The sequence below is a fragment of the Mariniflexile sp. HNIBRBA6329 genome (assembly GCF_043558645.1).
GTDB lineage: Bacteria > Bacteroidota > Bacteroidia > Flavobacteriales > Flavobacteriaceae > Mariniflexile.
On sequence record NZ_JBIFXS010000009.1, the window covers coordinates 66,228 to 79,816 of the forward strand.

Below are 13,589 nucleotides of genomic sequence, written 5' to 3' on the forward strand. Positions count from 1 at the left end.
ATAATTTTAATGAAGCCATTAATTACATTATTAATATTTATAACTTTCTTAGTAAGTTGTGCCCAAGATAAAAAAGCCGTTAAAGGAGAAACCGAGTTTCAGCGTGAGTTGAATGCTGAATATAAAGATGCTACCACTTCACCTTTAAAAGATAAAGATAGAAAGCATTTTGAAGGCTTGGAATTTTTTAAGTTTGATGAAGCCTATGTAGTGACAGCAACTTTGAAACGTACACCAGATACAAAGTTTTTTAATATGAAAACAACTACTGATAGGGTTTCTAAAGAACGTGTTTATGGTATTTTAACTTTTGAATTAAAAGGAAATACATATCAACTAAATGTTTATCAAGGGAAAGATTTAATGGAAAGAGATGGTTACGAAGATTATTTATTCTTGCCTTTTTTAGATGAAACCAACGGGTTAGAAAGTTATGGAGGTGGGCGTTACATTGATGCCCGAATACCTAAAGGAGACACTATGGAAATAGATTTTAATAAAGCCTATAACCCATATTGTGCCTATAATGATAAATACTCTTGCCCTATTGTACCCAGAGAAAATTATTTAAAAACCAGAATTGAAGCAGGAGTGAAGGCTTTTGGGAAGCATTAATGAAATGTCTATTTTATTCGCTTTTTAATGTCCATTCTTTGATGTAGTATCCTGACTATTTCAACTTTGCCATCTTCTATTTTCCTATAAAAAATTAGATGTGATTTTATTTTAGTCACCCTATAGTTTTTACGTGTTAGATCTACAGATTTACCAGTCATAAAATTATCTGCAACGAATTCAATTTCACTTATAATTAAATTGTAATATCTGTCTGCTTGTTCTTTAGACCATTTATGGAATGTATAAATCCAAATATCATTTAAATCGGTAATAGCTTGCTTGCTTATTCGATATTTGTTTCTATTCATAAGTGTTCACGATGTAATTCTTTTAGGTTATCTTTTGCGTCGAAGTTTTCAACAAAGCCACTAAGCTCTCCTGTTTCAAGGGCTTTTATTAGCTCGATTTCTTTTTTTTCTTCACGTTCTAAAAGCCTTAAAGCAGATCTTATTACTTCACTTACAGAACTATACCTTCCAGATTTAACTTCGTTATTGATAAACTCTTCAAAATGATTTCCAAGTGATATTGATGTGTTTTTTCCCATTTTCAAATAAATTTACTCAAATATACCAAATCTTGGTAATTTTGGCAAGTTCTTGAATTTGAAATATATTTTGTTCAGAAATTAAGCTAAAATCACTTGTTTTATTGCCAGATAAGAAGCTTAGCTATAATGAATATTATCATGGGTTAAACAAATGTAAAGCTTACTTCACCAAAAACATCCCTAAAAACACCGCTAAAAAACCAATTACAAAACTGGCAATGGTGTAAGTGGCAAAGCTTAAAAAATCACCCGATTTTAAAAACACATGGTTTTCGTAAGCAAAGGTAGAAAAGGTTGTAAAACCACCACAAAAACCCGTGGCAAGTAGTAAGGTTTGGTTTTGGGTTAACGAGTCGTTTTTGGCGGCAAAACCTAAAATAAGCCCAATAAGTAAACTGCCTAAAATATTGGCTAGAAAGGTGCCATAAGGAATGCCGTTTTCAGGATTGTTCAAATATTTTCCAATAATGTAACGCAGTACACTGCCAAAACCACCTCCAAAAAAAACAAGTAAAATGCTCTTCATTTATTCAATGGTATCTTTTTCTTTAACAGCAATATAAATTTCGGTAACCAAGTTGGCAGGATTTGGTGTTTTTGTTGGATCTGTTAAGTAAGTTTCAATCATAGGGCCATTTTCAGCAAACTCAAAACCATTTTTGGGTATATATGCCATAGCAGTTTCCCAAGCTTCTTTTAAATGGTTATAGTTTCCTTTTAAAGTTGTTTTGATGGCTTTAAAACTTTCAAATTTACCGGTAAGTATATCGTCTCCTTCGGCAGTAATAACCTGTTCAGTAGTTGGAATGCAACACGAAAATATAACGGCATTGTTTTCTTCATCCCATTTTATATAATTTATAAACGGAGTGCCTGCTAAACTTATATTATTTTTTATGGCATATTCACTAACTTTGGGCAACATTTCTTGAATTTTGCTTTCTAATTCACTTATTTTACATGATGCGGTATTGTATAAATAGTAACCGCCGCTATGGTTTGTTACACCATTTACAGTGATGCTGTATTTTTTCATTTCTGCAACTACAATGCTATCCAATTTTTCCAAACTGCGTTCGTAGTGCGATCCAATTTGTTTTTCCATACCGCCAGTAAAAACCGTATAGGCTATAAAACCAAATGGTAAATCTTTGCCAGAAATGCTCCAAGTTACATTGGTACTACCATTAGTATTGGGTTTAAAATCCCAAGTAATATCTGATGCAGGAAACTCGGCAATCTGCATTTGTTGTTTGATGAATTTATTTGCAATGGTTTCAATGGTTTTCATAGTACCAATGCCATTTTTATCTTCCCAAGAGTATGAACCGCCAACACCTTTAGTTTGGTTTGGATAGGTAATTTTCATGTTAGGGTCTGCTTCAACCCAAGACGACCAATCTTTCCAGTTCTTAAAATCTATAACATTATTGTAAATAACCGCTGCGGGTGCCTTCATGGTTCGGGTTCGGCTAACTTCAAACGAGTTAGGTTGCACCGAAATGTAAATGGAAGTTCCAATTATGGCGATTAACAATAAAAATGCGATATACTTAAAAACCTTCATTTTAATTTTTTTTGAAAAGATGCGAATCAAAGATAAACAATTTTAAATTCTCATTAATAAATTATTACATTTGCACTATTAAAAATAAATATTCAATAATTTAAATATCATAAATCAATATAATCAACAATTTAGATTGATTAATTGCTGTTTTTTTATAAGAAAAAATAATTAAAAACAAATGAAACTAAAATCAGTATTGAGTTTTGTGCTTATTGGGGCACTGATGTTTTCCTGTGGAAATGATAAAACTAAAGAAAATAATGAAGATTTAAAAGCAAATGAACCAACGTTTGATTACAATGTTGATCAATTTGCAGATGTTAAAGTATTGCGCTACCAAATTCCAGGTTGGGAAGACTTAACCTTAAAAGAAAAAAAATTGGTTTATTATTTAACCCAAGCAGGTTTGTCTGGACGCGATATTATGTGGGACCAAAATTACAGACACAACCTTAAAATTAGAAAGGCTTTAGAAAACGTTTATACTAATTTTAAAGGCGATAAAACTTCTGAAGAATGGAATGCTTTTGAAGTTTATTTAAAACGGGTTTGGTTTAGTAATGGGATTCATCATCACTATTCAAACGACAAAATAAAACCCGAATTTTCAGCCGATTATTTAAAACAATTACTAGCTGAAACCAATACGGTTTTAGAAGGTGAAGCATTTGATGTTATTTTTAATGATGTGGATGCTAAAAAAGTAAATCAAGCCAAAGGGGTTGATAACGTAGCGCAATCGGCAGTTAATTTTTATGGTGTAGGCGTAACCAATAAAGATGTTGAAACATTTTATGCAGCTAAAAAATCTCCAGATCCTGCTAAACCTTTATCTTTTGGATTGAATTCTCAATTAGTTAAAGAAAATGGCGTGCTTAAAGAGCGTGTTTACAAATCGGGTGGATTATACGGCTCGGCTATTGATGAAATTATCAAATGGTTGGAATTAGCTAAGGGTGTTGCAGAAAACGAGGCACAAGGCAATGCATTAGGTTTGTTAATTACATATTATAAAACAGGCGATTTACAAACTTGGGATGATTATAATGTGCTTTGGACAGCCGCCACCGAAGGCAATATCGATTATATAAATAGTTTTATTGAAGTGTATAAAGACCCATTAGGTTATAGAGGTTCTTATGAATCTATTGTACAAATTAAAGATTTTGATATGTCGAAAAAAATGGAAGTGCTTTCAAAAAATGCCCAATGGTTTGAAGATAATTCACCTTTAATGGAACCCCATAAAAAGAAGAATGTGGTAGGTGTTTCGTATAAAACCGTTAATGTGGCAGGTGAAGCGGGTGATGCCTCACCAAGTACGCCTATAGGTGTTAATTTACCAAATGCTAACTGGATTCGTGCCGCTGTAGGAAGCAAATCGGTGTCTTTAGGGAATATTGTAGATGCCAGTAATAACGCAGGAAGTTCCGATAGATTGAAAGAGTTTGTAAACGATGAAGAAGAGTTGGCATTAGAGGAAGTTTACAGTAAGTTGGCCGATAAGTTGCATACGGCTTTACACGAAGTGGTTGGGCATGCATCGGGTCAATTAAACCCTGGTGTTGGCGAAACCAAAGAAACTTTAAAAAACTATGCTTCTACGCTTGAGGAAGGTCGTGCCGATTTGGTAGCACTTTATTATTTGTACGATAGTAAAATTCAGGAATTGGGATTAACCGATGATTGGGAAAAAACAGGAAAAGCGGCGTATAACGATTATATTAGAAACGGACTTTTAATGCAATTAATCCGTTTAAATTTAGGTGATGATGTTGAAGAAGCACACATGCGAAACAGACAATGGATTTCTGCATGGGTTTTTGAAAAAGGAAAAGCCGATAATGTCATAGAGAAAATTACCCGAAACGGAAAAACCTATTTTAACATAAACAACTATGTAAAACTTCGTGAGCTTTTTGGAGAATTATTACGAGAAACACAACGTATAAAATCTGAAGGCGATTTTAAAGCTGCTGAAACTTTAGTTGAAACTTATGGTGTAAAAGTAGATCAAAAAATACATGCTGAAGTATTGGAGCGTAACAAACAATTTAAATCGGCACCATATACAGGTTATGTAAACCCTGTATTGGTTGCAAAAACAAACGAGGCTGGTGAAATAATTGAAGTGAACGTAGAGCATCCTAAAACATTTGTTGAACAAATGCTAGATTATAGTAAAAAATATAATTTCTTGCCAGAAGTAAACTGATAAGAGTATAAAATAGTAATTAAACTATAAACGGAATCTTAATCAAGGTTCTGTTTTTTTATTAACACTAAATACCAAAAGAATAAGGTTTACAACTATAAGAGCACTGATAATAAGAATAATATTCATGATTTTAGTTATGTTAGTTACTCATTAGATGCAAGATTTTAAAAAAGGTTGCGTCAAGTTTTCAAACTATTTATAAAACAAGATAAAAAAGTTTTTTTTTCTAGTGTGAAAAATACACTTTTTATTACTTGAATATAAATTTAATAGCTGTAATGAGAAGAATAAAGGTTATAAATGCAATAAGCACCCAAATACTACCAGAGTAAAAACGTTTGTGGAGTTTAAAATCTTTTCGGTAAGTGTAACCAATAACAATGGCGAACACTATAAAAAATAAAACTCCGAAAATGATTTGACCTTTACTAAACATATGGTTATTTTTATGCAAAAATAGGTAATTATAAAATGAAAAATAAAATAGAAGCTGTAAAAGCATTTCATACGGCATTTAAAATTGGACATAGTGAAATTCCAAAGGCTGATTTAGGTATTGAAAAAAACACACTGCGTTTTAGTTTAATGAAAGAGGAAAATGAGGAGTATTTGGAAGCAGCCAACAACAACGATTTGGTAGAAGTAGCCGATGCCCTTGGTGATATGCTTTACATTTTATGCGGAACTATTATAGAACACGGCATGCAGTATAAAATTGAAGAAGTGTTTGATGAAATACAGCGTAGTAATATGAGTAAATTAGGAGAAGATGGTTTGCCTATTTACAGAGAAGATGGTAAGGTGCTGAAAGGGCCTAATTATTTTAAACCAAATATTGCATCTATTTTAGGTAAATAGTTTTTGCTGTCATTCTGAATTTATTTCAGAATCACCTAATTATAAAGTTCACAAACAAAAAAGAGAAGCTAAATAGCTTCTCTTTTTTAATATATCCTTAATGTTTAATCTAATTTATAACGCCATCCAAACGGGTCTTCAGCTTTATTTGTTTGAATATCGGTAATACGCTTTTTTAAATAGCTTGCGTAAGTATCATCTAATTCAGGTAAATCATAATCATTGTCTTTATATCCAAATCCTGAAATTGGCGAAATAACCGCCGCCGTACCTGCTCCAAACATTTCTTTTAAAGTACCGTTTTTAGCAGCTTCAACCACTTCGTGTACCGATAGTTTTCTAACTTCAACGTTTATGCCTTCAGCTTTAGCCAATTCAATAATACTTTTTCGGGTAATTCCATCCAAAATACGGTCGCTAGTAGGGCCTGTTATTAGCGTATCGTTTATACGTACAAAAATATTCATAGCACCAGCCTCTTCAATATATTCATGAGTGGTGTCATCAGTCCAAATAACTTGTTGGTATCCTTTTTCAACAGCTAATTGTGTTGGGTAAAATTGCCCTGCGTAGTTGCCACCAGCTTTAGCAAAACCAACACCACCATTGGCAGAACGCGAATAGGTTTGTTCAATTAATACCTTTACTTTTCCTGAAAAATAAGCGCCAGATGGTGCGGTACAAATAATGAATTTATACGCATTGGCAGGCGATGCATGAAAACCGTTTCCAGATGCAAAAATGAAAGGGCGTATGTATAAAGAACTGCCTTCTTTTTTAGGAATCCAATCTTTATCAACTTCCAGTAAGGCTTTTAAACCCTCCATAAAATGGCTTTCTGGCAATTCAGGAATTGCTAAACGTTTAGATGAAATATTCAAACGTTTGAAATTTTCTAACGGACGGAATAACCAGACATCTTCGTTGGCGTCTTTATATGCTTTCATACCTTCAAAAACCGATTGTCCGTAATGGAAAATCTTAGCAGAAGGGTCTAAAGTAATGGCTTGGTAAGGAATCACTTTAGGCGCTTCCCACTTACCATCTTTAAAATTACATTCAAGCATATGGTCTGAAAATACACTTCCAAAAGCCAAATTATCAAAATCTACCTCGTTTATTTTGGTAGTTTTCGATTTTATAATCTCGATGTCGTTGATTATAGAGTTCATAAATCTTGTTATTTTAAGTTACAAATTTAAGTAAAAACGTTTTTAAAAAAGAGGTATATTTACAACAAATCATCCAAAAATTAAATTTTATTGTATGAAACATCTATTATTCGCAACTTTTTGTCTGTTCTTGCTAAATTCTTGTAAAGATAAATACTATTCCTTTGGAGAAAAAATATCTGCGGATGAAGCTAAAGAAGCGTCTTTCATGGCATTGCAATATAAGCACATGCAGGTTGGTGATAGCGTGAATTCTAAAAGAAAAGCTAAGGTAATGGATGTTTGTCAAGCAAAAGGCTGCTGGATGACTTTAAATTTGGAAGATGGGAGTGAAGTGATGGTGAAATTTAAAGATTACGGTTTTTTTGTACCGAAAGACATTACAGGAAAAGAAGTGATTGTAAACGGAAAAGCTTTTGTAAACGAGGTTTCGGTAGATGAACAACGCCATTATGCTGAAGATGCAGGAAAAACTTCTGAAGAAATTGCAAGTATTACCCAACCCAAACGCACTTATTCTTTTGAAGCCGATGGTGTTTTAATAAAACAATAAATTTGGAAAGAGAAGTAGTAATTACCGGAGATGGATCAACAACTATACACTTGCCGCAGTGGGATGAGCAATACCACTCCAAACATGGCGCCATACAAGAAGCGTATCATGTATTTATAAAACATGGCTTGAATTATTTTTGTTTTAAAAAAGAGATTTCTATTGATGTCACTTCGAGCGCAGTCGAGAAGTCTCAGAAAGTATGGAATGAGCCAATTTCAATCCTAGAAATAGGCTTTGGCACAGGATTAAACGCTTTTATAACTTTACTTGAAGCCGAAAAACTAAAAGTTAAAATTGAATATGTTGGTGTTGAAGGCTATCCTGTAGGAATGAATGAAATTGAGCAACTCAACTATCCCAATCAATTAGAGGCAAACGGAAAAGAACCTCTTTTTAAAACCATGCACGAAATTTCTTGGGAAATTCCACATGCTATTTCCAATAACTTTTCACTTACTAAACAAAACCGTTTTTTTTCAGAAATTGAAGAGACTAATAGTTACAACCTCATTTATTTTGATGCTTTTGGTGCCCGTGTTCAACCCGAGTTATGGACGGAAACCATCTTCAAAAAAATGTTTGATGCCTTAAAGGAAAACGGTGCATTGGTAACCTACGCCGCCAAAGGCAGTGTACGTCGCGCTATGCAAGCCGTAGGTTTTCTAGTTGAAAAACTCCCTGGGCCACCAGGTAAGAGAGAAATGCTGAGAGGAACGAAGCATTCAATGACTCAATTAAAATAATTTTTGGAGTTAAATGCTCAGAGCCACGAAAAGGCTCTGAGCATTCGGCGCTAGCCAAATGTTAAGTGAGTTAAAGTCTCTTAGCATTCGGCGAAGCCAAATGTTACGCGCCACTAAACAGTCTCAGTTTTCAATCACAGCAAACAGTATTCATAGACTATAAGTTTGCTTAGTCACTTTGCTTCTTTGCCTCTTTGCAACTTTTTTCAATTATACCCATTCTGTTAAACCTAATACAAAACCTTAGCAAATGCCTTTTCCGTTTCGTAACTTTAAATAAAAAAGAAAAATGCGAGTTTTAATTACAGGAGCGACGGGACTTATTGGGCAAGAGATTGTAAAACTTTGCTTAAAAAAAGATATTGCGGTAAATTACTTAACCACGAGCAAATCTAAAATAAATCAATCCGATAAAACACAAGGCTTTTATTGGAATCCCAAACAACAGGAAATTGATATCAATTGTTTTAAAGGTGTAGATGCTATCATCCATTTAGCAGGGGCTACGGTGTCAAAACGGTGGACTTCCTCATACAAAAAAGAGATTATTTCAAGCCGAAAAGAAACTACGCAGCTATTGGTTTCTAGTTTAAAATCCATTGGGCATACGGTAAAACAGGTTATTTCAGCAAGTGCCATTGGTATTTATCCGGATTCGTTGATTAATTATTACGATGAAACCTTTAAAGATTTTGACGATTCGTTTTTAAGTAGCGTCGTACAAATTTGGGAACAGGAAGTAGATGCTTTTTCCGAATTAAATATTAAGGTGTCTAAAATTAGAATAGGCTTGGTGCTATCCCATAAAGGTGGTGCGCTTACCGAAATGCTTAAACCTATTAAATTAGGCATGGGTGCTGCTTTTGGCGATGGAAAACAATGGCAATCGTGGATACATATCTCCGATTTGGCACAACTATTTTTATATGTATTAAAATATCAACTACCTGGAGTGTATAATGGTGTAGCGCCCAACCCGGTAACCAACCAAGAATTAACAAAAACTATAGCGAGTACATTAAATAAACCTTTGTTTTTGCCCAACATTCCAAGGGTTTTTATGAAATTGGTTTTAGGCGATATGCATACCTTGTTGTTTGATAGCCAACGCGTCAGCAATAAAAAAATAGAAGATAAAGGTTTTTATTTTGAATACCACCACTTACAACCTGCTTTGGAGGATTTGTTGGGGTGATTTGAAGGTCTTGTTTAAAGGTTACGTATGAGAAAAGTGCGTAGTTTGAGTGTGAGGATTTTCCGAAGGAAAATCAGATGCAAGCAAACAAGTACTAACTTTTTATTTAGGAATAAACTTACGCATTATTTTTATACAATGCTACCCAACGTTTTTATTTTTCAGAACTATTTTAGCTGCTTCAACAGCCTCTTTTTGATAGCTTTTGCTGTTGTCCAAAATTTCAATTAATTGTTTTTCGTTTTTCGACTCATATTGTTCAATGAACTTTTCAATTCGAGTTCTTTCTCTTTTTTCTTTTAATTCAACCGCTTTTTTAGAATCCGATTTATTAATGTAAGTAAACATTCTAAATCGGTATTTTGTTTTCCCTAAAAAAGGTGTATCGTGTATAAAGTCGTGAAGAATATTTGTTAAATAATATCTGTCTCCATTTTTAAATTTTAAATCCCAATATCCAAACTCAGATACGAGCATTGGAATCCGTCCAGCTCTATCTATTGCATTTTTGTAATAAATTCCGAGATGATAGTTTGATTCAGCAACATCATTTATGGTGTAAACTTTAGTTAATCCATTTTGAGTGATTTCAATTTTTTTTGAGTCAAAGTCCAAAGTAAAAGAAGTGTCTTTGTTTTCAAAGTAATAATTGAGATAGATTAATAAAGATGGAATGTTCATAATCAAGACTATTACACTAAAGATTATGATTATTTGTTGGTCAAGAACAAATTCGGTTCCGTTTCTCCATTTCCAATAAAAAGGCAATGCGATGATTAAAAGAGCTATCATTTTGAGGTTGTCAAAAAGTAGTCCTTTCAGAAGTTTGTTGTTTATTTCGTAGTGTTTTCTCAAATGTTGGATAACTACTTTGATATGAAATCGTTTTAATACTGAAACAAGTTCAGCACAAATGTTTTATATCATACGTTAAACGAAGGTAGTTGATTTTTTCTACAAAATCAACAGCTTTATTATTTCCAATAAAAAAATATTTTAATGACATTATGACATTTTTACAATAATGGCAGTACTTTTGCCAACCAATTTAAGTATTTGTATAAAAATTGAGATACAACAATGAGTAAAAAGGATAAAGCAAACGATATAGAAAAGGAGCAAGTAGACGCTGTGCAAAACGAAACAGTGGAGGTTGAAGAGCAAATTGTTGAAGAACAAACAGTTGAGGAGAAACTTCAAGGTGAACTAAAACAAGAAAAGGATAAGTTTTTACGCTTATTTGCTGAGTTTGAAAACTACAAACGTCGTACCTCTAAAGAGCGTATCGAGTTGTTTTCTACTGCCAGTGAAGACGTTATGAAAACCTTACTGCCAGTTTTGGACGATTTTGAACGCGCATTAAGTCATATTGACGAAGATAAAGAGGCAGAAGCTTTACGTAAAGGCGTGTTGTTAATTTACAACAAACTGGTAAGCACCTTAGAGCAAAAAGGACTTAAAGTGGTTGCTGTTGCAAAAGGCGATCCATTTAATGCCGATAACCACGAAGCTATTACGCAAATTCCTGCGCCTACAGACGATTTAAAAGGAAAAATTATTGATGTTGTAGAGAAAGGTTATAAACTTGGCGAGAAAGTAATACGTTTTCCTAAAGTTGTTATCGGACAATAAATATTAACTTAAAAAAAGTCCTTTCCTTTGGAAAGGATTTAGGATAGGACATGGCTAAAAGAGATTACTACGAGATATTAGGGATAAGCAAAGGAGCATCGGCTGCTGAAATAAAAAAGGCATACCGTAAAAAAGCTATTGAGTATCACCCAGATAAAAATCCAGACAATAAAGATGCTGAGGCAAAATTTAAAGAAGCTGCCGAAGCGTATGAAGTGTTAAGCGACGAAAACAAAAAAGCACGTTACGACCAATACGGTCACCAAGCCTTTGAAAATGGCGGTGGTTTTGGTGGTGGCGGCATGAATATGGATGACATATTCAGTCAGTTTGGTGATATTTTTGGCGGTGGCGGCTTTGGCGGTGGTTTCTCAGGTTTTGGCGGTGGCGGAGGTCAACGTCGTGTTAAAGGAAGTAATTTACGCATTCGTGTAAAACTTACTTTAGAGGAAATTGCTAATGGCGTAGAGAAGAAAATAAAAGTAAAACGTAAAGTTCAAGCACCAGGTACCACTTATAAAACCTGTTCTACATGTAACGGGTCTGGGCAAGTAACCCGAATTGCAAATACCATTTTAGGTAGAATGCAAACATCGGCACCTTGTAATGTGTGTGGTGGCGCCGGACAAACCATTGATAAAAAACCTTCCGATGCCGATGCACAAGGTTTGAAGATTTCAGAAGAAACCGTATCAATCAAAATACCTGCAGGTGTTGTAGATGGGATGCAGCTTAAAGTTTCTGGGAAAGGTAACGAAGCGCCAGGAAATGGTATTTCGGGCGATATTATTGTGGTTATTGAGGAAGAAGCACACGAAAAACTACAACGCGAAGGCGATAATTTACATTACGATTTGTACGTAAGTTACCCCGATGCTGTTTTAGGTACGTCGCAAGAAATTGATACGGTAACAGGTAAAGTGCGCATCAAGGTAGAAGCTGGTGTACAATCGGGTAAAATTTTACGCTTACGCGGAAAAGGAATACCAAGTATCAACGGTTATGGTAGAGGCGATTTATTGGTACATGTAAATGTTTGGACACCAAAAACCTTAAGCAAACAACAGCGCGAGTTTTTTGAAGCCATGCAGAATGATGAGCATTTTACACCAAAACCAGATAACACCGATAAATCTTTTTTTGAGAAAGTAAAAGACATGTTTTCATAATATTAGTGATAAAAGAAATTTCAAGTAATCGATTATTTTTTTTAAAGTTTCTAGTTCCGTTTTAAGGGTTTTTAGAAAAAAAAACATATATTTGGTTTATCACTAATTTATTTTAGTGATAATTTTTCTTTTTCATAGCAATTTTTTTCCCATCCTTAATCTTTTTTAAGGGTGGGTTTTGTTTTTATAGCGGTTTGTCACCCTGAGCGCAGTCGAAGGGTCTATTTATACCTAAAAATTTCTTCATAAATTCATAAAAAAACTATAAATAATATACAAAGCATTGAACTACTGTTTTAACATTTAATATATTTACAAACTACAAGTCAATTAAAAACTACCAATGAGTAACTTATTAGAAGTTAACCAGGTTTCTAAAAATTTTGGAGACTTTAAAGCCCTTAACAATGTGTCAATTTCGGTTCCTAAAGGCAGTATTTTTGGGCTATTAGGGCCCAATGGTGCAGGAAAAACAACTTTAATTCGCATCATCAACCAAATTACCATGCCCGATGCTGGTACAGTACATTTAGATGGCGATTTGTTGAGCGCTACCCACATAAAAGATATTGGTTATTTGCCAGAAGAACGTGGTTTGTACAAATCTATGAAAGTGGGCGAGCAGGCATTGTATTTAGCACAATTAAAAGGTTTGAGTAAAACCGAAGCCAAAGAACGCTTAAAATATTGGTTTGAACGGTTGGAGATTGGCGACTGGTGGAATAAAAAAATCCAAGAGTTATCTAAAGGGATGGCGCAAAAAATACAGTTTGTAGTTACCGTATTGCATCAGCCAAAACTCTTGATTTTTGATGAGCCTTTTTCTGGTTTCGATCCCATAAACGCCAATTTAATTAAAGATGAAATTTTACATTTAAGAAATCATGGTGCCACCGTTATTTTTTCAACCCATCGTATGGAATCGGTTGAAGAGTTGTGTGATGATATTGCTTTAATCCATAAATCGAACAAAATCCTAGATGGAAAACTGGTAGATATTAAACGTCAATATAAAATCAATACGTTTGAAGTTGGTATTAATTCAACTGATAAGGAGGCGTTAAAAGCAGAATTATTACAAAAGTTTGATGTGTCGTTAGCCAATTTCAAAACTTTGGAAGACGAATTAAAGCTTAATATAAAACTGAATGAGGGTGATATCCCCAACGATTTATTGAACTTTTTAACCTCAAAAGGTGACGTATCGCATTTTGTGGAATTAATACCAAGTGTAAATGATATTTTTATTCAAACCGTGAAAAACAATTGACAATTAACAATTGATAATTAACAATGAGTAATCGTTAA

Annotated in this window: 15 protein-coding genes; 9 read left to right on the forward strand and 6 right to left on the reverse strand. The window is 33.9% G+C overall.

Going from position 1 to position 13,589, the window contains the following annotated elements; all coding sequences use genetic code 11:
• The first annotated feature begins 9 nt into the window (after window positions 1-9).
• Entirely contained in the window at window positions 10-615 is a 606-nt protein-coding gene (locus tag ACGK9U_RS11130; protein ID WP_394466453.1) for a DUF1684 domain-containing protein, read from the forward strand.
• An 8-nt stretch (window positions 616-623) separates the two neighbouring features.
• Here the strand turns inward: ACGK9U_RS11130 and ACGK9U_RS11135 are convergent, their stop codons facing one another.
• From ACGK9U_RS11135 to ACGK9U_RS11150, 4 genes are all read right to left on the reverse strand, one after another.
• Window positions 624-926 (reverse strand): type II toxin-antitoxin system RelE/ParE family toxin, encoded by a 303-nt coding sequence (locus ACGK9U_RS11135; RefSeq protein WP_394466454.1) that lies wholly within the window; start codon window positions 924-926, stop codon window positions 624-626.
• Window positions 923-1,165 carry a type II toxin-antitoxin system ParD family antitoxin gene (locus ACGK9U_RS11140; RefSeq protein ID WP_394466455.1) on the reverse strand — a complete coding sequence of 81 codons (243 nt, stop codon included), beginning with the start codon at window positions 1,163-1,165 and terminating at the stop codon, window positions 923-925. Before ACGK9U_RS11140 ends, ACGK9U_RS11135 begins: the two co-directional genes overlap by 4 nt.
• Window positions 1,166-1,328: 163 nt before the next feature.
• Entirely contained in the window at window positions 1,329-1,694 is a 366-nt protein-coding gene (crcB, locus tag ACGK9U_RS11145) for a fluoride efflux transporter CrcB (protein WP_394466456.1), read from the reverse strand.
• Window positions 1,695-2,735 carry a GyrI-like domain-containing protein gene (locus ACGK9U_RS11150; protein WP_394466457.1) on the reverse strand — a complete coding sequence of 347 codons (1,041 nt, stop codon included), beginning with the start codon at window positions 2,733-2,735 and terminating at the stop codon, window positions 1,695-1,697.
• 181 nt (window positions 2,736-2,916) lie between these two features.
• Between ACGK9U_RS11150 and ACGK9U_RS11155 the strand changes: the two genes are divergently transcribed.
• Together ACGK9U_RS11155 and ACGK9U_RS11160 are read left to right on the forward strand one after the other, a co-directional pair.
• Window positions 2,917-4,953 (forward strand): dihydrofolate reductase, encoded by a 2,037-nt coding sequence (locus ACGK9U_RS11155; protein ID WP_394466458.1) that lies wholly within the window; start codon window positions 2,917-2,919, stop codon window positions 4,951-4,953.
• Window positions 4,954-5,427: 474 nt separating this feature from the next.
• On the forward strand, window positions 5,428-5,814 hold the full coding sequence (locus tag ACGK9U_RS11160; protein WP_394466459.1) for a hypothetical protein: 387 nt from the start codon (window positions 5,428-5,430) through the stop codon (window positions 5,812-5,814).
• Window positions 5,815-5,918: 104 nt separating this feature from the next.
• Here ACGK9U_RS11160 and ACGK9U_RS11165 read toward each other — a convergent pair whose 3' ends face one another.
• Window positions 5,919-6,986, reverse strand: coding sequence for a branched-chain amino acid aminotransferase (locus ACGK9U_RS11165; RefSeq protein ID WP_394466460.1), 1,068 nt, complete (start codon window positions 6,984-6,986; stop codon window positions 5,919-5,921).
• Window positions 6,987-7,080: 94 nt separating this feature from the next.
• Here ACGK9U_RS11165 and ACGK9U_RS11170 point away from each other — a divergent pair, with 94 nt between their 5' ends.
• The 3 genes from ACGK9U_RS11170 (at window position 7,081) to ACGK9U_RS11180 (ending at window position 9,480) form a co-directional block, all read left to right on the forward strand.
• On the forward strand, window positions 7,081-7,539 hold the full coding sequence (locus ACGK9U_RS11170) for a DUF4920 domain-containing protein (protein ID WP_394466461.1): 459 nt from the start codon (window positions 7,081-7,083) through the stop codon (window positions 7,537-7,539).
• A 2-nt stretch (window positions 7,540-7,541) separates the two neighbouring features.
• Window positions 7,542-8,285 carry a tRNA (5-methylaminomethyl-2-thiouridine)(34)-methyltransferase MnmD gene (mnmD, locus tag ACGK9U_RS11175; protein WP_394466462.1) on the forward strand — a complete coding sequence of 248 codons (744 nt, stop codon included), beginning with the start codon at window positions 7,542-7,544 and terminating at the stop codon, window positions 8,283-8,285.
• Between the two features lie 289 nt (window positions 8,286-8,574).
• Entirely contained in the window at window positions 8,575-9,480 is a 906-nt protein-coding gene (locus ACGK9U_RS11180; protein WP_394466463.1) for a TIGR01777 family oxidoreductase, read from the forward strand.
• 141 nt (window positions 9,481-9,621) lie between these two features.
• On the opposite strand, the gene ACGK9U_RS11185 is transcribed toward ACGK9U_RS11180, so the two are convergent.
• A complete protein-coding gene (locus tag ACGK9U_RS11185; protein ID WP_394466464.1) occupies window positions 9,622-10,272 on the reverse strand; it encodes a hypothetical protein in 651 nt (216 codons plus the stop codon).
• 288 nt (window positions 10,273-10,560) lie between these two features.
• Here ACGK9U_RS11185 and ACGK9U_RS11190 point away from each other — a divergent pair, with 288 nt between their 5' ends.
• The 3 genes from ACGK9U_RS11190 (at window position 10,561) to ACGK9U_RS11200 (ending at window position 13,551) form a co-directional block, all read left to right on the forward strand.
• The gene (locus tag ACGK9U_RS11190; protein WP_394466465.1) at window positions 10,561-11,112 is read left to right on the forward strand and encodes a nucleotide exchange factor GrpE; all 552 of its coding nucleotides are present in this window, start codon (window positions 10,561-10,563) and stop codon (window positions 11,110-11,112) included.
• A 50-nt stretch (window positions 11,113-11,162) separates the two neighbouring features.
• Window positions 11,163-12,281, forward strand: a complete 1,119-nt coding sequence (gene dnaJ / locus ACGK9U_RS11195; protein WP_394466466.1) for a molecular chaperone DnaJ — start codon at window positions 11,163-11,165, stop codon at window positions 12,279-12,281.
• Between the two features lie 343 nt (window positions 12,282-12,624).
• Window positions 12,625-13,551: an ABC transporter ATP-binding protein gene (locus ACGK9U_RS11200; RefSeq protein WP_394466467.1), complete on the forward strand. Its 927-nt coding sequence runs from the start codon at window positions 12,625-12,627 to the stop codon at window positions 13,549-13,551.
• The last annotated feature ends 38 nt before the right edge of the window (window positions 13,552-13,589 follow it).